The organism is Aureimonas altamirensis, from assembly GCF_001463885.1.
Classification (GTDB): domain Bacteria; phylum Pseudomonadota; class Alphaproteobacteria; order Rhizobiales; family Rhizobiaceae; genus Aureimonas; species Aureimonas altamirensis.
Genome location: NZ_BBWQ01000020.1, coordinates 233,622 through 253,678 on the forward strand (window position 1 = coordinate 233,622; position 20,057 = coordinate 253,678).

19 protein-coding genes are annotated in these 20,057 nt (G+C 65.6%); 11 read left to right on the top strand and 8 right to left on the bottom strand.

Going from position 1 to position 20,057, the window contains the following annotated elements; translation table 11 throughout:
• Positions 1-5 precede the first annotated feature (5 nt).
• Both cydC and cydD read right to left on the bottom strand, forming a co-directional pair.
• A complete protein-coding gene (gene cydC / locus AUL31_RS15725) occupies positions 6-1,655 on the bottom strand; it encodes a thiol reductant ABC exporter subunit CydC (protein ID WP_060608779.1) in 1,650 nt (549 codons plus the stop codon).
• Entirely contained in the window at positions 1,652-3,406 is a 1,755-nt protein-coding gene (gene cydD, locus AUL31_RS15730) for a thiol reductant ABC exporter subunit CydD (RefSeq protein WP_060608782.1), read from the bottom strand. The genes cydC and cydD overlap by 4 nt, the downstream gene beginning before the upstream one ends.
• A 174-nt stretch (positions 3,407-3,580) precedes the next feature.
• Here cydD and AUL31_RS15735 point away from each other — a divergent pair, with 174 nt between their 5' ends.
• From AUL31_RS15735 to hemN, 4 genes are read left to right on the top strand one after another with little or no spacing between them, the layout of a single operon-like run.
• Entirely contained in the window at positions 3,581-5,167 is a 1,587-nt protein-coding gene (locus AUL31_RS15735; RefSeq protein WP_060608784.1) for a cytochrome ubiquinol oxidase subunit I, read from the top strand.
• Between the two features lie 27 nt (positions 5,168-5,194).
• On the top strand, positions 5,195-6,343 hold the full coding sequence (cydB, locus tag AUL31_RS15740) for a cytochrome d ubiquinol oxidase subunit II (RefSeq protein WP_060608786.1): 1,149 nt from the start codon (positions 5,195-5,197) through the stop codon (positions 6,341-6,343).
• Positions 6,344-6,361: 18 nt separating this feature from the next.
• Positions 6,362-6,514: a cytochrome bd-I oxidase subunit CydX gene (cydX, locus tag AUL31_RS20055; RefSeq protein ID WP_073469382.1), complete on the top strand. Its 153-nt coding sequence runs from the start codon at positions 6,362-6,364 to the stop codon at positions 6,512-6,514.
• 1 nt (position 6,515) lies between these two features.
• Positions 6,516-7,841 (top strand): oxygen-independent coproporphyrinogen III oxidase, encoded by a 1,326-nt coding sequence (gene hemN, locus AUL31_RS15745; protein ID WP_060608789.1) that lies wholly within the window; start codon positions 6,516-6,518, stop codon positions 7,839-7,841.
• Here hemN and AUL31_RS15750 read toward each other — a convergent pair.
• Positions 7,825-8,475, bottom strand: coding sequence for a hypothetical protein (locus AUL31_RS15750; protein WP_060608792.1), 651 nt, complete (start codon positions 8,473-8,475; stop codon positions 7,825-7,827). The genes hemN and AUL31_RS15750 overlap by 17 nt on opposite strands.
• A gap of 194 nt (positions 8,476-8,669) precedes the next feature.
• Between AUL31_RS15750 and copM the strand changes: the two genes are divergently transcribed.
• Positions 8,670-9,068 (top strand): CopM family metallochaperone, encoded by a 399-nt coding sequence (gene copM, locus AUL31_RS15755; protein WP_060608795.1) that lies wholly within the window; start codon positions 8,670-8,672, stop codon positions 9,066-9,068.
• A 260-nt stretch (positions 9,069-9,328) separates the two neighbouring features.
• On the opposite strand, the gene AUL31_RS15760 is transcribed toward copM, so the two are convergent.
• The 4 genes from AUL31_RS15760 to AUL31_RS15775 all read right to left on the bottom strand — a co-directional run bounded on the left by AUL31_RS15760 (position 9,329) and on the right by AUL31_RS15775 (position 12,826).
• Positions 9,329-9,769: a glyoxalase superfamily protein gene (locus tag AUL31_RS15760; protein WP_060608798.1), complete on the bottom strand. Its 441-nt coding sequence runs from the start codon at positions 9,767-9,769 to the stop codon at positions 9,329-9,331.
• A gap of 204 nt (positions 9,770-9,973) precedes the next feature.
• Positions 9,974-10,336, bottom strand: coding sequence for a DMT family protein (locus AUL31_RS15765; RefSeq protein ID WP_060608801.1), 363 nt, complete (start codon positions 10,334-10,336; stop codon positions 9,974-9,976).
• Entirely contained in the window at positions 10,333-11,703 is a 1,371-nt protein-coding gene (locus tag AUL31_RS15770) for an MFS transporter (RefSeq protein WP_192842531.1), read from the bottom strand. Before AUL31_RS15770 ends, AUL31_RS15765 begins: the two co-directional genes overlap by 4 nt.
• 109 nt (positions 11,704-11,812) lie before the next feature.
• Entirely contained in the window at positions 11,813-12,826 is a 1,014-nt protein-coding gene (locus AUL31_RS15775; RefSeq protein ID WP_060608807.1) for a LacI family DNA-binding transcriptional regulator, read from the bottom strand.
• A gap of 406 nt (positions 12,827-13,232) precedes the next feature.
• Between AUL31_RS15775 and denD the strand changes: the two genes are divergently transcribed.
• From denD to AUL31_RS15805, 6 genes are all read left to right on the top strand, one after another.
• On the top strand, positions 13,233-14,222 hold the full coding sequence (gene denD / locus AUL31_RS15780) for a D-erythronate dehydrogenase (protein ID WP_060608810.1): 990 nt from the start codon (positions 13,233-13,235) through the stop codon (positions 14,220-14,222).
• Positions 14,223-14,272: 50 nt separating this feature from the next.
• Positions 14,273-15,040, top strand: a complete 768-nt coding sequence (locus AUL31_RS15785) for an SDR family oxidoreductase (protein WP_060608812.1) — start codon at positions 14,273-14,275, stop codon at positions 15,038-15,040.
• 67 nt (positions 15,041-15,107) lie between these two features.
• Positions 15,108-16,175, top strand: coding sequence for an ABC transporter ATP-binding protein (locus AUL31_RS15790; RefSeq protein ID WP_060608814.1), 1,068 nt, complete (start codon positions 15,108-15,110; stop codon positions 16,173-16,175).
• Between the two features lie 77 nt (positions 16,176-16,252).
• A complete protein-coding gene (locus tag AUL31_RS15795; protein WP_060608819.1) occupies positions 16,253-17,569 on the top strand; it encodes an ABC transporter substrate-binding protein in 1,317 nt (438 codons plus the stop codon).
• An 80-nt stretch (positions 17,570-17,649) separates the two neighbouring features.
• On the top strand, positions 17,650-18,582 hold the full coding sequence (locus AUL31_RS15800) for a carbohydrate ABC transporter permease (RefSeq protein ID WP_060608824.1): 933 nt from the start codon (positions 17,650-17,652) through the stop codon (positions 18,580-18,582).
• A gap of 10 nt (positions 18,583-18,592) precedes the next feature.
• Positions 18,593-19,486 (top strand): carbohydrate ABC transporter permease, encoded by an 894-nt coding sequence (locus AUL31_RS15805; RefSeq protein WP_060608827.1) that lies wholly within the window; start codon positions 18,593-18,595, stop codon positions 19,484-19,486.
• A gap of 55 nt (positions 19,487-19,541) precedes the next feature.
• Here AUL31_RS15805 and AUL31_RS15810 read toward each other — a convergent pair whose 3' ends face one another.
• Positions 19,542-19,982 carry an Lrp/AsnC family transcriptional regulator gene (locus tag AUL31_RS15810; RefSeq protein ID WP_060608831.1) on the bottom strand — a complete coding sequence of 147 codons (441 nt, stop codon included), beginning with the start codon at positions 19,980-19,982 and terminating at the stop codon, positions 19,542-19,544.
• Positions 19,983-20,057 lie beyond the last annotated feature (75 nt).

Below are 20,057 nucleotides of genomic sequence, written 5' to 3' on the forward strand. Positions count from 1 at the left end.
GGCGCTCATCCGGATATACCGTCATTGATCGTCAGCACCGTGTCGATAGTACCGGCCGGCAACTCGGCATGGGTAGCGATGACGACGGTCCGGCCGCGGCATGCCCGGCGAATATCCGCGAAGAAGGCCGCTTCCGTTTCCGCGTCCAGCCCGGAGGTCGGCTCGTCCAGCAGCAGGATCGTCGCCTTCGTCAACAGAATGCGCGCCAGAGCAAGCCGCCGCCGCTCGCCTGCGGACAAACCATGTCCGGCCTCGCCCACCTCGGTGTCGAGCCCGGCCGGCAGTGCACGCACCGTGGCCTCCAGCCGCGCATCGGCGAGCGCGCGCCACAGGGCGTGTTCGTCCGCATCGGGGTCGGCGAGCAGCAAATTGTCGCGCACGGTGCCCAGAAAGATCGGCGCTTCCTGCTCCAGCAGAGCGACCCGGGCATACAAGGATGCCTGTGCGGCATCCTCTATCGATACCGCGCCGATCGAGATCGTCCCCGCGCGCAGCGGCGCCAGTTGCAGCACCGAGGCAAGCAGGGTGGACTTGCCGCTGCCGCTCGGCCCCCTGATGGCAACCACCGTGCCCTGCGGCACGACAAGGTCGAGCGGGCCGACGGGCGAAGCGCCGTTGTAGCCCGCGACCGCTGCGTCGAAACGCAACTCGCCGTCGGGCACATCCTGCACGGCCGCGTGGCGCGGAATTGGCACGCCCGATGGTCTTGAGATCTCCTGCAGGCGCTCGGCTGCGGTTGCAGCAGCGCCAAGCCGCGCGACGCTGCGCGTCAGAATAGAAGTCGTCTCGAAGCTTGCCAGAACGGCCAGCAGCAGGCCGGCCATTGCCGGGGCCGAAAGGTATCCCTGCGACACCGCCTCCATCCCCGGAACCAGCACCAGAATGAGCGCGGCGCCTGTCAACGCCTGAATGGATCCTTGAGCAAAGGCCGCCCGGCTCGCAATGCCGATCCGGGCCTTGCCGAGCGCGGCTGCCGCCGCATCGAACCCTTCAAGGAAACGGTCCTGGCAACCGAAAACGAGGATCTCGGATCGGCCATCGACGCCGTCCAGCGCCATCATGCGCAAGGCGGTCATCGCCTCCACCGCATTGCGGCCGGCGCGGCGGGTGGCCAGCGTCAGCAGCAGCGGCACACCGATGGCGGCCGCCGTGAAGGCGCCAAGATAGCCAATGGCGGCGGCCGGCAGCACGAACCAGAAGACGGCGGAAAGCACCGAGCCGGCCAGAAGCGCCGTGACCATCGGCCCGATCGCCAGAAGAAAGACGACATCCAGAGTGTCCACGTCGGCCGTCAGGCGCTGGATCAGATCTCCGCGTCGCAGCCCCTTGCCCAGCGGCCCGGCATTCGGAATGAGCCGGATGAACAGCCAGTGCCGCAATTGCGTCAGCGCCTTCAGCGTCGCGTCGTGACCGCTCATCCGTTCGCCATAGCGGGACAGGATGCGCAGCAGCGACAGGCCCCGCACCGCGGAAGACGGGCCGAACAGGTTGAACGCGGCCCCGGCGCCCGCCAGGAACGCCGCCGTCAGGAACCAGCCGGATACTGCCAAGAGTCCGACGCCGGCCGCGACTGTCACCGCTGCCATCAGCAGCGCTACTGCGAAGGCGCGATAGTGCCGCACGAACAGCGGCGCGAATGAAAGCAGCGCCCTCATGCCGCGTCCTTTCCGACCAGGCGCATCCGGGTGCCCCGCCCGGCACAGGGGATAAGCAGGCCGTCCGCGATGCGAAGGACCGTCGTCATCCGCGCGGCGGCCCCGGCGGAATGCGTCGCCATGATCAGCATCCGCCCTTTGGCGAAAGTCAGGATGTTGGCCATCAGCTCATCCTCGGTCGCGGTATCCAGATGCGCCGTAGGCTCGTCCAGCAGGATCAGCGCGGGATCGCGCAGGAAAAGGCGCGCCAGGCCGACGCGGTGCGCCTGCCCGCCGGACAGGCCGTAGCCGCCTTCGCCGATCCGCGTTTCCAGCCCGTCCGGCAGGCGCGAGGCAAACCGCTGCACCAGCGCCGCATCGGCTGCCTGCCGAATATCGGCATCCGTCGCATCGGGCCGGGCAAAGCGGATATTGTCGGCGATGGTGCCGTGGAACAGTCGCGGCGACTGGCCGATATGGCAGATTGTTTCGGCACGCCAGTCGCAGGGTGATTTCTGTACATCGGTGCCGCCGAGATGGATCGTTCCGGCCGTCGGCAGCCGCAGGCCGGCGATGGATTCGATCAATGTGGACTTGCCGCATCCGCTGGCACCGACAATGCCAAGATGGCGGTCCGCTTCGACGTCGAGGCTGAAAGCGTGCAGCAGAGGCCGCCCTCCCGGAGCTTCAAGCACAAGGCCGCGCAAGGCCAGATCGACCGGGCGCCCGGTGGCGGGCAGGCGCACCGACCCGGCATCCGGCACCCGGATATCCTCGGCATAGTGGGCTTCGATCATGGCGACGGCGGCCATGGCCCCCGCGCGGTCATGATAATGCGCCGCCAGCAAGCGGAGCGGCTGATACACTTCGGGGGCGATCAGCAGGCAGAAAAGACCGGCCGCCAGCGTAGCGCCGGCACCGGCGGAGCCGATCATGCCCAGATAGGAGAGCCCGATATAGAGTGCGACACCGGCGACGCCGAGGGCCGCGAACAGTTCCAGAACCGCCGAAGACAGGAAAGCGATGCGCAGCACCCGGAACGTACGCCGGCGCAGGGCGTCGCCGCGCGCCGTCAGCAGGCGCGCCTCGTCATCCGCCCGCCCCAGCAGGCGAATGGTCAGAAGGCCGCGCAGCCGGTCGGCGAAGAAGCCGGACAGGCCGGCCATCGCATCGGCCTGGGCGTCGCTTGCCGCCTGGGCACCCCAACCGACCAGCGCCATGAACAGCGGAATCAGCGGCGCCGTCACGAGGAAAAGCAGCGCGACGACGATATCCACCGGCAGGACGATGGCCGCGAAGGCGATAGGCAGGATCGCCGCCTGCACCATGGCCGGCAGGAAGCGGGCATAGAAGCCGTCCAGCGCGTCGACCTGCTCGACGATCGTCGATGCCACGGTGCCGCTTTCGGGCCGGATCGGTGCGAGGGGGCCCTGCAGATAACCGGCCATGATTCGCCGCCGCACCTGCCGCTTGATCGCTTCCGCGCCGCGCGCCGCCGCACGCTCGCCGAGGGCGGACAAAAGGGCCCGCGCCAGAATCAGCCCGGCCAGGCCGGCAAGTTGCGCTTGAAGGACCGCCAATGTCGCACCGCGCACCGCGACGGCGTCGACGATGCCGGCCAGAAGCCACGCCTGCCCGACAAGCAGCAGGCCGGAGGCCAGCGGCAGCACGAGGCCTGCCTTCAGCGCGGCGCCGCCATCGCCGCGGCGCGCCCGCAGCCATTGCCCGTGGCGCCGTGCCGTTGCGCGGTCGTGTCTGGAGGTCGTCGTCATGCGCGGTCATCCCGGTTCATCCGGCATACCGATAGTGCGCGCGCCCGTTACGGGCATTGATTTGGATCAATGCGGGGGCCGGGCGCCGCTCCTACACCTTCTCCCGACACCGCAACCTGCCCCGCCCGTATCGAGACCCGATCGACGGTCCGGCCAAGAAAAGCGAATGAAACCATGATCGATCTGACGGTCGTCGACCTGTCGCGGCTGCAATTTGCGGCCACGGCGATGTACCACTTCATCTTCGTGCCGCTGACGCTCGGCCTGTCCTTCCTGATGGCCATCATGGAAAGCGTCTACGTCATGACCGGGCGCGAGATCTGGCGCCGTATGACGCTGTTCTGGGGCACGCTCTTCGGCATCAACTTCGCCATGGGGGTGGCCACCGGCATCGTCATGGAATTCCAGTTCGGCATGAACTGGGCCTATTACAGCCACTATGTCGGCGACGTCTTCGGCGCGCCTTTGGCCATCGAAGGCCTGATGGCCTTCTTTCTCGAAGCCACCTTCGTCGGCCTGTTCTTCTTCGGATGGGACAGGCTTTCCAGGGTCCAGCACCTGTGCGTCACGTGGCTCGTCGCGCTGGGAGCCAACTTCTCGGCCCTGTGGATCCTGATCGCCAATGGCTGGATGCAGAACCCCGTCGGATCGACCTTCAATCCGGATACGATGCGGATGGAGATCACCGATTTCATGGCGGTTATCTTCAATCCGGTCGCACAGGCCAAGTTCGTTCATACGGTCAGCGCAGGCTACGTCACCGGCGCCATGTTCGTCATCGCGATCAGCGCCTACTTCATCCTGCGCGGCCGGCACCTGGAGTTGGCGAAACGCTCCATCGCGGTGGCCGCCAGCTTCGGCCTCGCGGCATCGCTGTCGGTGGTCGTCCTCGGCGATGAAAGCGGCTACGCGGCCACCCAGCACCAGAAGATGAAGCTGGCGGCCATGGAAGCCATGTGGCACACCGAGCCCGCCCCGGCCGGCTTCAACCTCTTCGCCATCCCGGGCGACGGGCAGAACCGCTTCGAGATCCAGGTTCCCTTCGCTCTCGGCCTGATCGCGACGCGCTCGCTGACGGGCGAAATCCCCGGCATTCTCGATCTCGTCGAGACATCCGGCCAACGCATCGCCAATGGCCTGGAAGCGTATCGTGCCCTGCAGGCCATCCGCGCCGACGGCACCGATGCCTCCGCCCGGGCGCAGTTCGCGCAGACATGGCCCGACCTTGGCTATGCACTGCTGCTCAAGCGCTACCGCGAGGACATCCTCAACGCCACGCCGGAAGAGATCACGGCCGCCGCACTCGACACCGTCCCCGGCGTCGCGCCCATGTTCTGGTCGTTCCGCATCATGGTGGCGCTGGGCTTCTACTTCATCGCCTTCTTCGCCTTCGCCTTCTGGCAGACGAGCCGGCACCGCATCGTCGAAAGCCGACGCTTCCTGAAGCTGGCGATGTTCAGCCTGCCGCTGCCCTGGGTCGCAATCGAGGCCGGCTGGTTCATCGCGGAATACGGGCGTCAGCCCTGGGCGGTCGAAGGCGTGCTGCCGACCTTCTATGCCGCCTCCGACCTGTCGGCGACCGACCTTGCGATCAGCCTCGGCTTCTTCATCACGCTCTATACCGTGCTGGCGGTCATCATGGTTCTCCTGATGCTCAAGGTCATCAAGGCCGGCCCCAGCGGGCACAACCTCGTCATGGACGCCGTCTCCGGCGCACCCGTTACGCCGAAAGGCGCGACAGCCACCCCGGACCGGCACTGAACGACGCCGCAAACAGGATATCCGAAGATGACCGATATTCCCCTCGACTATGAAACCATGCGGCTGATCTGGTGGGCGCTGCTCGGCATCCTGCTGATCGCCTTCGCGGTAACCGACGGCTACGACCTCGGCGTCGGCACGCTCCTGCCCTTCGCCGCCCGCAGCGACGAAGAGCGCCGCATCCTCCTCAACCTCATCGGCCCCACCTGGGAAGGAAACCAGGTCTGGCTGGTCCTTGGCGGCGGCGCCATCTTCGCGGCCTGGCCGGCGCTGTATGCCGTGTCGTTCTCGGGCTTCTACCTTGCCATGATCACCGTGCTGCTTGCGCTGATCCTGAGGCCCGTCGGCTTCAAGTTCCGTGGCAAGATCGCCGACCCCCGCTGGCGGGCGATCTGGGATTGGGCCCTGTTCATCGGCGGGTTCGTTCCGGCGCTGATCTTCGGGGTTGCCGTGGGCAACGTCCTCCTGGGGGTGCCCTTCGGTCTCGACGCGGCCATGCGCCCCAGCTTCGAGGGAAGTTTCTTCGGCCTTCTGCGCCCCTTCCCGCTTCTGTGCGGCGTGCTCAGCGTCGCCATGCTGACAATGCACGGCGCCGGCGTGATCGCCACCCGGACGCGTGGTGCGGTTGCGGATCGCAGCCGAACCTATGGGCGGATCGCAGCCCTTTTGACGCTTATCCTCTTCGCGCTCGGCGGATTGTGGATCGCCTACGGCATCGATGGCTACCGCGTGACCAACGCGATCGTCACGACGCTGCCCTCCAACCCGCTTGCCAAGACGGTTGCGCTTGCGCAGGGCGGCTGGCTGTCCAATTTCGCCGCCCATCCGTGGATGATGGCTGCCCCGGCACTTGGCCTTCTCGGTGCGCTTGTGGCCCTTGCCGGCCTGTCTGCCAGAAACGGCTGGCTGGCGATCGGCGGTTCGAGCCTTTCCGTCACAGGCATCGTGGCCACGGCGGGGCTGTCGATGTTCCCCTTCCTGCTGCCCTCGTCGCTGAACCCCGGCGTCAGCCTGACGGTCTGGGATGCATCGTCCAGCCACCTGACCCTGTTCATCATGCTGGTGGCGACGCTGATCTTCCTGCCGCTCATCCTGGCCTACACGACCTGGGTCTACAGCGTCATGCGCGGGCCGGTGACTGCCCAGAGCATCGAGCGCAACCCCAACGCCTACTAACAGAAAGAGCAAGTCGGCATGTGGTATTTTTCATGGATTCTCGGCGTCGGCCTGGCCTGCGCCTTCGCCATACTCAACGCGATGTGGTTCGAAATGCGCGAGGACCGGCTTCTGGCGCTGCCGGCCGATGGCCCGGCACAAGGAACGCCGGCAGCCCGGCGGAACGGCTAGTATGACCGCCGTGGAGCGTTACGCGGCCGTCTCCGTGCCGCGCTATACGTCCTATCCGACGGCGGCGGATTTCGACGCCGCCGTCGGCCCGCGCGACCATGCGCGGTGGCTGCGCGACCTCGACCCGCAGGAGCCGGTCTCCGCCTATATCCATGTGCCGTACTGCTGGCGCCTCTGCCATTACTGCGGATGCCACGCCAAGATGGCGCGCCGCGACGATGTCATAGACGCCTATCGCGACAGGCTGGTGGAGGAGATCGCGCTCGTCTCAAGCCTGTGCGGCGGCCGCATTCCGATCGACCGCCTGGCCTGGGGTGGCGGCACGCCGTCCATACTGGGCACCGAGGGGCTTGTCCGCGTCGTCGATGCGCTGGCCCGGCATTTCGACACATCGGCCATCCGGGAACACTCCATCGAGCTGGACCCGCGCCATGTGTCGCCGGAACTGTGCCGACGCCTGGCCGATATCGGTGTCGACAGGGCAAGCCTTGGCGTTCAGGACGCGGATCCGGCCGTGCAGCGGGCCATCGGCCGCGAGCAGCCCATGGATGTCGTCAGCGCGGCCATGGATAGGCTGCGCGATGCGGGCATCGCACGCATCAACATCGACCTGATCTACGGCCTGCCCGAGCAGACGGAGCGCAGCATCGTCGCGACCTGCCATGCGGTCGCCGCGCTGCGGCCGGACAGGATCGCCTGCTACGGCTATGCCCACCTTCCCCATCGACGCGCCAACCAGCGGCTTATCGATACGCAGCGGCTGCCCGGACCGGTCCTGCGCATCGCACTGGCGGAGGCCGTGTGCGGCACGCTGATCGGCCATGGTTATGGGCGCATCGGCATCGACCATTACGCCCTGGCCGACGATCCGCTGGCGCAGGCCACGCGGGCAGGCCGGCTCCACCGCAATTTCCAGGGTTATACGGACGACGAAAGACGCAGCCTGATCGGCTTTGGCGCATCGGCGATCTCGCAACTGCCCGGAGGCTTCGTCCAGAACGAACCCGCGATCGGCGCTTATGCGCGAATGGTGACGGAAGGGCGGCTCGCGACGCGACGCGGACATGCGCTTTCCGAAGACGACAGATGCCGCGCCGCCATCATCGAGGCGCTGATGTGCAACCTGCAGATCGACCTTGGCTCCGATGGAGGCCGCTTCGCCGACGAGATCGCCCTGCTGCGGCCCTATGTGGCGGACGGGCTCGTGCGCGTTGCCGGAACGCGAATCGAGATGACGGAAGCCGGCCGCCCCTTCGTGCGCCTGGCCGCCGCGGTCTTCGACCGTTATCGAACCGAGAGCGCCATGCGCTTCAGCGGAGCCGTGTGACCGGCTGCGTCATCGTACCGGCCGCCTGGGCCTGGTACTGCTGGAAGGCCGCCACCATCACATGCACGGCCAGACAGGCAAGCACGACATAGGCCATCGTTTCGAAGGTCTCTTCGAAGAAGACGCCCATCGACCATACGGGAAAGTGCGGCACCATGGCTTCGGCTGCGGCGCCAAGGCCAACCAGGGCGGCGGACAGGACGAAGGGCCAGCCGCGCAGCGACACGGCATAGGCCCAGAACTGCGGGATGAGCCGCCAGCGCAGGGCCAGATACGGCAGGCCCAGCGCCAGGAGCGCGATCGTTTCGTGCAGCCGGAACGTGTCCGTATGGAGGTATGCCGTAACCGGTCCGCTGACCGGCAGTTCCAGCTCGCGCAGGAAGAACACGATGCACAGCAGCACCATGCCGAAGCTTGCCATCCGGCCGGCGCCGCGCTGGTAGATCGCAGCACCGATGAACAGGAAGATCGACAGCGCCAGCACAACTTCCTGTGCGCGCTCGAGCGGCCCCTCCTCGATGGAGGCAGCCTCGAAACCCAGGAGGGCCGCAGCAGCGAATGCCAGCGCAAGCGTTGCCGCCAGCACAATGAACGTCCAGCCGGCAAAGCGACGCCCAACGGAGAAGGTGTTCATAAGTCCTCCATACGATGACAGCCTTATGAACGCTCATCCTTCTGTCACGCAAGGTTAAATGTTCGCCAACGGCTCACATTTCGATCGACCGGTGAATTACGATTTGACCTTCCCATGGTTGGAAGGATTACGCGTATCGCCGTAACTGGCGCCGGCCGCGCGCATGGCACGGCAGTAACGGAGTTCGACAAACCATGAAGCGATTTTTTCTTGCAGCGGCCCTCGCGGCCATGGCGGCGGGCAGCGCATCGGCACAGGACGCCGGCTCCCATGCCGGGCACGACATGTCGGCCATGACGTCGACCGATACCGAATCTCCCGCCACCAAAGCCTATATGGACGCGATGGACAGGATGCACGGTCCGATGATGGACGGTGTCGCCAATGCCGATCCGGACGTCGCCTTCGTGCTGGGAATGATCCCGCATCATCAAGGTGCGATCGACATGGCGAAGATCGTGCTCGAATACGGCAAGGATGATTTCACCCGAAAGCTGGCGCAAGAGGTGATCGCCGCCCAGGAAACCGAAATTACCGCCATGCGGGACTGGTTGAAGCAGCGCGGCATAGCGGAACCCGCTCCGCATCGATGATGTTTTCCATGACTGAAATGAAACATCCGCCGTGAATTGGTCGGAACAATGTGTCGCACGTGGCGTTGAATGCCCGAACTCAACAGGAGAGAGACGCCGTGAACATCTTTTACATTATCGGGGTTGTTGTCGTTATCATCGCAATCCTCAGCTTCCTCGGCCTTGCTTAAGATCTGCCGGAGGGGGCTCTCCAGATAATCCTCGCAAAAGGGCTCCGGACATGTCCGGAGCCCTTTTGCATTTCGCCTCTGGCGCCTCGGCTAAAGATGCGCCAACCGCATGATGGGCTGGCCGTTTCCGCGCAGCTCGGGCGATACGCCATCGCCGTTCACCGTTGCGGTTACGCGCTGGCGCAGGGTCTTGAACGACAGGTTCGGGGTGACGTCGACCGGCATGTCGAAATGGATCGTCACCGACAGCAGCGGACGGCTGCCGAGCAGCCTGACGCCGATGACCATGCCCTCGAAGGGGCGCTCGAGATACTGGCCGCCAACCCGCATGCCCACCTGAAACGGTGCAGCCGCATGCTCCGGCAAAGTGGCCCGCGCCGTATTCCAGTCACGGAAGCCATGCGCTTTGGCGACCTCTTCGAGGGCCGCCCCATGCGTCATGGCCAGGCCGGCCCGCGTGCGGTTCTCACGCAGGGATTTCGCCTCGGACTTGAGGGTCCGGGCGCTGATCGTGTCGAATGTAATGCTCATGTCGGGTCTCTCCGAACGTAGAGAGGCGGCTTCCTGCATGGGGCCCGCATTGCCACGATGCGCCCCGGAGATGACACCGATGGATCGCAAGTGAGGCTGGACTTCACCTGAGGCCCGATTTCGGGCCCGCGGGCGGCGGGTGCCAGCAACCGGAACCGAAGATGGCCAGTTCCGGCCGCTTTTTCAAGCCCCGCAGGCCCGGCCCTAGAAGCGCAGCGGACCCTTGAAGATGAAGAAGGCTCCGAGCGCGATGAAACCGAAGCCGACCAGATGGTTCAGCGTCAGGCGCTCGCCGAGATAGGTGACCGAGAATATCGCGAAGACGGCGAGGGTTATCACCTCCTGCATCGTCTTCAGCTCCGCCGCCGAATAGACGTGCGAACCGTAGCGGTTTGCGGGAACGGCGAGGCAATACTCGAAGAAGGCGATGCCCCAGCTGACCAGGATGACGGCCAGCAGCGGCTTGTTCTCGAATTTCAGATGGCCGTACCACGCGAAGGTCATGAAGACGTTGGAACAGACCAGAAGCAGGATCGGCAGGAGGCCGGGCGAGACGAGTTGCGTCATCGGACTTCAGAATTTCCCGAACAGGCGGCGGAAACGCGCGATGCGCAGACGATCCACAGGACGAGACCGCAGACGGCAAATCCGGCCAGGGTTAGATAGGCAGCCGAGAATCCGTAGGCGGAAACGATCGCGCCTGCAATGGCGGGGCTGAGGGAGGCTCCGATTCCCTGGACCGTCATCACCGCTCCCAGGCCGGCGTTGATATGGCCGGTGCCGCGCAGGATGCGCGCCACGAGGCCGGGAACGGCGACACCCAAAAGGCCGGCCCCCACCCCATCCAGTATCTGCACCGGCACGAGCGCGAAGGGGCTGGGCCACAGGCCGGCGATCAGCCCGCGTATCGGCAGGGCGATAAGCGCCGCCACCAGAAGCAGGTAATACCCGCGCCGTCCGGCCACCGCGGCAGCCAGCAACGCGATGGGGATCATCGTCAGCTGCGCGATGATGACGGTGGCCGCCGTATAGGAGACGGGATCGGCCAGCAGCGCATCCAGGGTCGAATGCTGCCTGACGGGTTCGGCGGCGGGGCGGCCGGCCGTGGCCTGGCCCGGCGGGACGGCAACCGTGCTTTCGCCTTCCGGGGTGCTCTCGCCTGCGATGGCCTGTGCGGCAACCTGCTGGCCCAGCAGCGGAAGCATGGCGCCATTGCCGAAGTGGAAGAGCATCAGCGTCGCAGCCAGAATCAGCAGCGGAGTGGACTTCCACAGGACGCCGAAGCCGGACGGCTTCTCTTCGTCGCCATCCTGGCGCTTTTCCAGCCCGCGGGCGACGTCATGGTCGATATCGGCCGGCCGAATGGTCGCAACCGCGATGATCGAGCCCACCGCCATCACCGTCATCAGAATGAATACGGCAGTGACGCCGAACTCGTAGCCAAAGAAGCCGGCGCCGGCGGCTGCGGCGACGTTGCCGGCATGGTTCCACGCCTCGTTCCGGCCAAGCTGCGCGGCCAGCCCGTCCTGCCGCACGATGCCGAGCGTCAGCCCTGCAATGGCCGGGCCTATGGCGGCGCCGGCTATGCCGGTTGCGATCTGCGATGCGGTGACGAAGGCGAAGCCGGGTGCGATCAGGATGGCGAGCGAGGCGAAGATCACCAGGGCGGCGCAGAACCCGATCATGAACCGCTTGGCCTTCGTGGCGTCCGCAAGTGCGCCGAGAGGCGTGGTCGCCAGCATTCCGGCGATGCCGCCGACCGTCATGACGAGGCCGATCGTGGCCGTGTCCCAGCCGCGCCCGATCAGGAATATGCCGAGGAAAGGCCCAAGCCCGTCACGCACGTCGGCCAGAAAGAAGTTGACGGCCCCCAGGGCCCGAACGGACCGCGAGCGGGGGCGCTGCGCCGGCATGGATGCTGCAAGCTCGGTCATCGATCGCATCTCCGAAAGGCGGCCATCGCCCGTCGTCGATGGTAGCGCCGACCGTCAATGCGCAATGGATGCAAAGGTTGCTCTCATCGGCGTGATCGCGCCGTGATCGTCAGGCAGTTGCCCCCGGAACGATGGTGAAGGACACTTCCAGACGCTGCGAGGGCTCGCTGGAAAACACCTTCTGCGCCGCGATCTCGCCGACCTCGACACGCGGCGTCAGCACGGTGGCCAATGGCAGCGGCGCCGCCCGGCCGATGTCGAGCCCGTTGTAGCCCATGATCGCCAATTGCCCCGGCACGTCGATACCGTACGCCATGCAGTGGAACAGCGCACCGACCGCATAATCGTCGTTCGAGCAGAACACCGCGTCCATGGGCACGCGCTCCGCAAGAAGCGACGCCAGGGCCGTGCGGCCGAGTTCGGTGGACGATTCTCCCACCACTTCACGGATGGCGACAAGATCCAGTCCCGCCTCGCGAAGGATCTCGCGGAAGCCGGCACAGCGCTTGGCGCTGCGCCGGTCGCTGGCGAAATCGCGGCCGATATAGGCGATCTTCCGGTAACCGCGCTCCAGAAGGTGCCGTGCGCAGGCGCGCCCCGCCTCCCGGTGCGAGAATCCGACGACGATGTCCACGCCCTCTCCGTCGAGATCCAGCAGTTCCGCCACGCGGATATGGGCGGCATCCAGCATCTGGCGCGTGCGATCCGTGTGCTCCAGCCCCACCAGCAGCAGCGCCGAGGGCCGCCACGCCAGCATGGAGGCCACCAGCGCCTCTTCCCTTTCGATCGAATACTCGCTCACGCCGATCACGGCCTGCTGGCCCGTGCGGTCGAGCTGGCGCGTGACCCCGCGCAGAAGATCGGGGAAGACGACATTGTGCAGCGACGGAATGACGATCCCAACAAGGTTCGACCCGGCCGATGCGAGTGCGCCCGCCAACCGGTTCGGCACATAGCCGAGCTTCTCCACGGCCTGCAGCACGCGGTCCCGCGTCCTGGCCGAAAAGGACCCCTGATTGCGCAGGACGCGTGATACCGTGCTGGCGCCGACGCCCGCTTCGCGGCTCACTTCCCGAAGCGTCACGGCGGACAGGTCCGCCGGTTGCCCGCGACGATCCTTCATGTCGGAACCCCTCCCCCCGGGGTGGGATGCACCGGCCCTGCATCCCATGCGACGAGCGTCCGGTTCGGGCCGCACGAAATCGTCATACTTTTTTTGGCAGCGCTGCCAGAATGCGCTTGGCAGAGTGATCGCAATTCGGTAGGCGTAACGCAAGCGCTGCCAAAAAGATGGCGCAGGAAACGGAAGCCGGACGCCGGCTCCCATACGAAATTCTGGTTCTGCGGCCGCTCCGGAAACCCGGAATGGCCGATCGGGGGAGGCTTTCATGAGCGTCATGCGCATGCCGGCGGACTGCGGGGTTTCGGCCTGAGGGCCGTTCAACGTCACACGTCGTAGCTTTTCCCCTTCCTACTGTCTTGAGGTTCCGGGCAATCGGCGTCCCGGGTCATGAATGGAAGCAGGCGCAATGCATGTACTGATGATCGGGGCGGCCGGAATGGTCGGTCGCAAGATACTGGACAAGGTGGCCGCAGAGCCCGAGGCGCTGGGCGCCGCCATCGACAAGCTGACGCTGGTCGACGTGGTGAAGCCTGCGGCGCCCGCGCAGCTTGCCGGCGTCGCAACCGGCGAGGCCGTGGATCTTTCCGAGGCGGGCGTGGCGGAACGGCTCATCGCCGGCCGGCCGGACCTCATCATCCATCTGGCCGCCGTCGTGTCGGGCGAGGCGGAAGCCGATTTCGACAAGGGCTACCGCGTCAACCAGACCGGCACGCACGCCTTGCTGGAGGCGATCCGCCACGAGGGCATGAAGCAGCCCTACAAGCCGCGTGTCGTGTATGCCTCGTCCATCGCGGTCTACGGCGCGCCTTTCGCCGAGACGATCGCAGAGGATTTCGCACTCTATCCGCTCACCAGCTACGGCACGCAAAAGGCCATCGGCGAGCTTCTCCTGGCGGATTATTCCCGCAAGGGGTTCCTGTCGGGCATCGGCATCCGCCTGCCCACGATCTGCATCCGCCCCGGCACGCCCAATAAGGCGGCCTCGGGCTTCTTCTCCAACATCCTGCGCGAGCCGCTTGCCGGGCAGGAAGCCGTCCTGCCGGTGGACGAAAGCGTCCGGCACTGGTTTGCCAGCCCGCGCTCGGCCGTCGGCTTCTTCATCCATGCCGCCACGATGGATCTTGCGCCGGTCGGCCCCCGCATCAACCTGACGATGCCCGGCCTGTCGGCGACCGTCGGCGAAGAGATCGAGGCGCTGCGCCGCGTCGCCGGCGACAAGGCCGTGCGGCTGATCCGCCACGAGCCGGACGAGACGATCCAGCGTATCGTTGCCGGCTGGGCCACCAATTTCGAGGCGCGCCGCGCGCGCGAACTCGGCTTCACCGCCGAAACCGATTTCGACGCGATCATCCGGGCGCATATCGATGACGAGCTCGGCGGGCGCATCGCGGCCTGAATCGGCAGGCGGAACGAGACGACAAGGCAAGACACGACAAGGGCATCGCAATGAGCAATGACAGGACCGGCGAAGGCAAGGTCGCCATCGTCACCGGCGGCGGAACGGGCATCGGCAAGGCCATCAGCCGCGAACTCGCGGAAGCGGGCTTCACCGTGGTCATCACCGGACGCCGCAAGGACGTCCTGGAGGCGGCCGCCGCGGAGCTGTCCGCCAGCGGCGCGGTCACCGCCGTGGCGGCGGACATTTCCCGGCCTGCCGACGTGAAGGCCCTGTTCGACACCGTCGTCGAGCGGTTCGGGCGTCTCGACCTGCTGGTCAACAATGCCGGGGTCAACGCCCCTTCGAAAGTGTTGGAGGATGTCGCCTTCGACGAGTGGAACACCGTGGTTGCGGCCAATCTGACGGGCGCCTTCCTGTGCACGCAGGCCGCCGTAAGGCAGTTCAAGGCGCAGTCGCCGCAAGGCGGACGCATCGTCAACAACGGCTCCATCTCGGCCACGACGCCGCGCCCGAATTCGGCGCCCTATGCGGCCACCAAGCACGCGATCACCGGGCTTACCAAGGCGACTTCGCTGGAGGGCCGGGCTTTCGACATCGCCTGCGGGCAGATCGATGTCGGCAATGCCGCCAGCGAGATGACGACTACCATTTCCAAGGGCGTGCTGCAGGCGGACGGCAGCACGGCAGCGGAAGCAACCATCGACCCGAAACTGGTGGGCGAGGCCGTCCGCTACATGGCCAGCCTGCCTTTGAGCGCCAACGTGCTGACCATGACCGTCATGGCCAACAGGATGCCCTTCGTCGGCCGCGGCTGACGGGAGCCCGAATTAAAGGCAAACCGCGCCGCGGGAGAGAGGCGGCGCGCTTGCGGGAGGAGCAAGAATGGCATCTGTCGATATCGTCGATGTGCGCAAGAACTACGGCGCCCACCCAGTCATCAAGGGCGTCAACATCGACATCGAGGATGGCGAGTTCGTCATCCTTGTCGGTCCGTCCGGCTGCGGCAAATCCACCCTCCTGCGCATGCTGGCGGGGCTGGAACATATCACCTCGGGCGAAATCCGCATCGGCAACAAGGTTGTCAACGATCTGCCGCCCAAGGACAGGGACATCGCCATGGTGTTCCAGAACTACGCGCTGTATCCCCACATGACGGTGGGCGACAACATGGCCTTCTCGCTCAAGCTCAAGGGCGCGCCGGCCAGCGAGATCGAAAGCCGCGTCAAGCCTGCGGCGCAGATCCTGGGGCTGTCGCATCTTCTGGACCGCTTCCCGCGCCAGCTATCGGGCGGCCAGCGCCAGCGCGTGGCCATGGGACGCGCCATCGTACGCGATCCGCAGGTCTTCCTGTTCGACGAGCCGCTGTCCAACCTCGACGCCAAATTGCGCGTGTCGATGCGCGCCGAGATCAAGAACCTTCATCAGCGCCTGACGACGACCACGGTCTATGTGACCCACGACCAGATCGAGGCCATGACCATGGCCGACAAGATCGTCGTCATGCATGACGGCATCGTGGAGCAGGTCGGCAAGCCGCTCGACCTCTACGACAAGCCGGCCAACCTGTTCGTCGCCGGCTTCATCGGCTCCCCGGCCATGAACATGGTATCCGGCCGGCTCGACCCCAACGATCCGACCCGCTTCGTGACCGGCGATGGCACGGTGCTGCCGGTGGGCCGGCCGCCGGCATCGGCCCAGGGCAAGGACCTCGTCTACGGAATGCGCCCGGAGGCGTTGACGCTGTCCGCTTCCGGCGTGCCACTGCAGGTCGTGGTGATCGAGCCGACAGGCTACGAAAGCCAGGTCGTGGCGAAGCTGGGCCAGTCCGAGGTCAGCTGCGTCTTCCGCGAGCGCGTCACCGTTGCGCCGGGAGAGACGATCCACGTCGCGATCGACCCGAACGCCATTCACCTGTTCGACGCAAAGAGCGGCCAACGCCTCGTCGACTGATCCGTTCGCCGCGCAGGATCCGGGATGGGCGCGGCACGAGGATAAGTCCCGGGGAAACGCAGGGAGGAACAAAACCCATGAAGCTCACGCGCAGAAACGTCCTTGCCGGCACCGCCGGCATCGCCGCCGGCGCGGCCCTCGGCGGTCGCTTTGGTATCAACAACGCCTTCGCACAGGCCGCGGAACCCACCTACACGCCGGAAGCCGGCGCTTCCCTGCGCGTCCTGCGCTGGGTTCCCTTCGTACCGGCCGAGGAAGAGGCCTTCCTGGCCAACACCAAGGCCTTCACCGACGCAACCGGCGTCCAGGTGCGGATCGACAAGGAAAGCTGGGAAGACGTCCGCCCGAAGGCGGCGGTGGCCGCCAATGTCGGTTCCGGCCCCGACATGGTCATGAGTTGGTTCGACGATCCGCAGCAATATCCGGACAAGCTGCTCGACCTGACCGAGCTTGGCGAGTATCTCGGCGCGCGCGACGGCGGCTGGTATCCGGGCCTCGAAGGCTACGCCAAGCGCGACGGCAAGTTCATCGCCCTGCCGCTCTGCGCCATCGGCAACGCGATCTGCTACCGCGACAGCCACATGAAGGCCGCCGGCTTCAGCGAATTTCCGGAAGATACCGCCGGCTTCCTCGAACTCTGCAAGGCATTGCAGGCCAAGGGTACGCCGGCCGGCTTCCCGCACGGCAAGGCCGTGGGCGATGGCAACAACTACGCGCACTGGCTGCTGTGGAGCCATGGCGGCAAGATGGTCGACGAGTCCGGCGCGGTCACCATCAACAGCCCGGAGACGCTGGCCGCGATCCAGTATGCGCAGGAGCTGTACAAGACCTTCATCCCCGGCACCGAAAGCTGGCTGGACGTCAACAACAACCGCGCCTTCCTGGCCGGCCAGGTGTCCCTGACGGCGAACGGCGTGTCGATGTACTATGCGGCCCTGAAGGACCCGGCGCTGGCCGAGCTTGCCGCCGACATGCGCTCGGTGAACCTGCCCATCGGGCCTGTCGGAGAATCGGTCGAGCTGCACCAGGCCTCGACCATGTCGATCTTCTCCCACACGCAATATCCGGAGGCGGCGAAGGCCTACCTGAAGTTCATCTACGGCAATGACCAGATGAACGCCTGGGTGCAGGGCGCCAACGCCTATTGCTGCCAGCCGCTGCGCGCCTACGAGAGCAACCCGGTGTGGACCTCCAACCCGATCCACGCCCCCTACTCGCGCGCCTCGGCCAGCCTGCGCCCGAACGGCTATGCCGGCCCGCTCGGCTCCGCATCGGCCGGCGCCATGGCCGACTACGTGCTGGTGGACATGTTCGCCGAGGCCGTCACCGGCCAGCGCTCGCCGGAAGATGCGATGCGCAACGCCGAACGCCGCGCCAGCCGCTACTACCGCTAAAGCCTGCATGGGGTATCGCCGGGTCCGCCTTCAAGGCGGGCCCGGCCTTCCGCCCGGCCCATCCTTCGGGGAAACGATCCATGTCCAGCATCGAGAGCGCGCCTAAGCCCTCCTTCCTCGACCGCCTGTCGCAAAGCCGGAACGGCCTCGGCCTTCTGTTCATGCTGCCGGCAGCGGTCTTTCTGATCTGCTTTCTGACCTATCCCCTGTTCCTGGGCGTCTGGCTCGGCTTCACGGATACGCAGATCGGAAGGCCGGGCGTCTTCATCGGCCTGGAAAACTACCTGTGGCTGTTCGACGACAGCGTCTTCTGGATGTCGGTCTTCAACACCATACTCTACACCACCGTCGCATCGGTGCTGAAGTTCGGGCTTGGCCTCTGGCTTGCCATCATCCTGAACGAGCACCTGCCCTTCAAGAACCTGTTCCGAGCCATCATCCTTCTGCCATGGGTGGTCCCGACCGTGCTGTCGGCGCTGGCCTTCTGGTGGATCTTCGACAGCCAGTTTTCGATCATTTCCTGGGTGCTGATGCAGTGGGGGCTGATCGACACGCCCATCAACTTCCTCGGCGATCCCAACACGGCGCGCGCTTCGGTGATCGCGGCCAATGTCTGGCGCGGCATTCCCTTCGTGGCGATCTCGCTTCTCGCCGGCCTGCAGACCATTCCGCAATCGCTGCACGAGGCGGCGGCGCTGGACGGCGCGACATCCTGGCAGCGGTTCCGCAGCGTCACCCTGCCGTTGCTGACGCCCATCATCGCCGTCGTCATGACCTTCTCGGTCCTGTTCACCTTTACCGATTTCCAGTTGATCTACGTGCTGACGCGCGGCGGCCCCGTCAATGCGACGCACCTCATGGCGACGCTGTCCTTCCAGCGCGGCATACCGGGCGGCCAGCTCGGCGAAGGCGCGGCCATCGCCGTCGCCATGATCCCCTTCCTGCTCGCAGCGATCCTGTTCAGCTTCTTCGGCCTGCAGCGCCGCAAGTGGCAGCAGGGCGGCAACGATTGAGGCACCGACAATGACCGATACGACCCAACCCGCCCCAGTCATCGACGACATCGTCGGCATGTCGCATCACGACACGCTGGCCCGCCGGATCCTGGTGATCTACCTGCCCCTGGCGGTGTTCCTTTTCGTCCTGCTGTTTCCCTTCTACTGGATGACGATCACCGCCATAAAGCCGAACGAGCAGCTCACCGACTACAATACCTACAGCCCGTTCTGGGTGGTCAAGCCGACGCTGGACCACATCCGCTATCTGTTGTTCGAGACGTCCTATCCGGGCTGGCTGTGGAACACGATCATCGTTTCGGTGGCCTCCACCTTCCTGTCGCTGGGGGCCGCCGTCTTCGCCGCCTACGCCATCGAGCGGGTACGCTTCAGCGGCGCGCGCGTCGCCGGCCTGTCGATCTTCCTGGCCTATCTGGTGCCACCGTCCATCCTGTTCATTCCGCTGGCCTTCATCGTCTTCCAGGCCGGCATCTTCGACACCCGGCTGGCGCTGATCCTGACCTACCCGACCTTCCTGATCCCCTTCTGCACCTGGCTGCTGATGGGCTACTTCCGGTCGATCCCCTTCGAGCTCGAGGAGAGCGCGCTGGTGGACGGCGCCACACGATGGCAGATCCTGACCAAGATCGTGCTGCCGCTGGCGATCCCCGGTCTCATCTCGGCCGGCATCTTCGCCTTCACCCTGTCGTGGAACGAGTTCATCTACGCCCTGACCTTCATCCAGTCGTCCGAGAACAAGACCGTACCGGTCGGCGTTCTGACGGAGCTGGTGCGCGGCGACGTCTATGAATGGGGTTCGCTGATGGCCGGCGCGCTGATCGGCTCGCTGCCGGTGGTGATCCTCTATTCCTTCTTCGTCGATTACTACGTCTCGTCGATGACGGGTGCGGTAAAGGAATAGGCCGGCAATCCGGTGGCGGCCGCATGCGGCCGCCACTGAAGCAAGTGCACTGACGCTAAAGGACGCTGCGGATCGCGAAACTGGAGTTGATTCGCAACACCCCCGGCAGGCGCGACAGGATTTCCTTGTGGACACGCTCGTAATCGCCCGCACCGGCGACTTCGAGCCGCAACAGATAATCCTCTTCGCCCGTCATCAGATAGCATTCGCGGATTTCGGGATGCTTCAGCACCTCGGCCTCGAAGCGGTTCAAGACGTCTTCCGTCTGCCGCTCCAGGCTGATCCGCACGATCACCACATGCGCATCCGCGGCCGCCGGCCCGGACACCAGCGCGGTGTAGCCACGGATCACCTTCCGATCTTCCAGAATCTGCACCCGCCGAAGGCAGGCCGACTGCGATAGGCCGACCTTTTCCGCCAGCGCGGAATTGGTCTGTCGTCCATCCTGCCGCAAGGCGCGGATAATGGCCCGGTCTATACGATCGAGGTCATGCAAATTCTTGCGAGCCTTTCGAGTTTTATGCGACGGACGAGCAAATATTCGTCTTTCCTTTTCTCATAAGCGCAAACA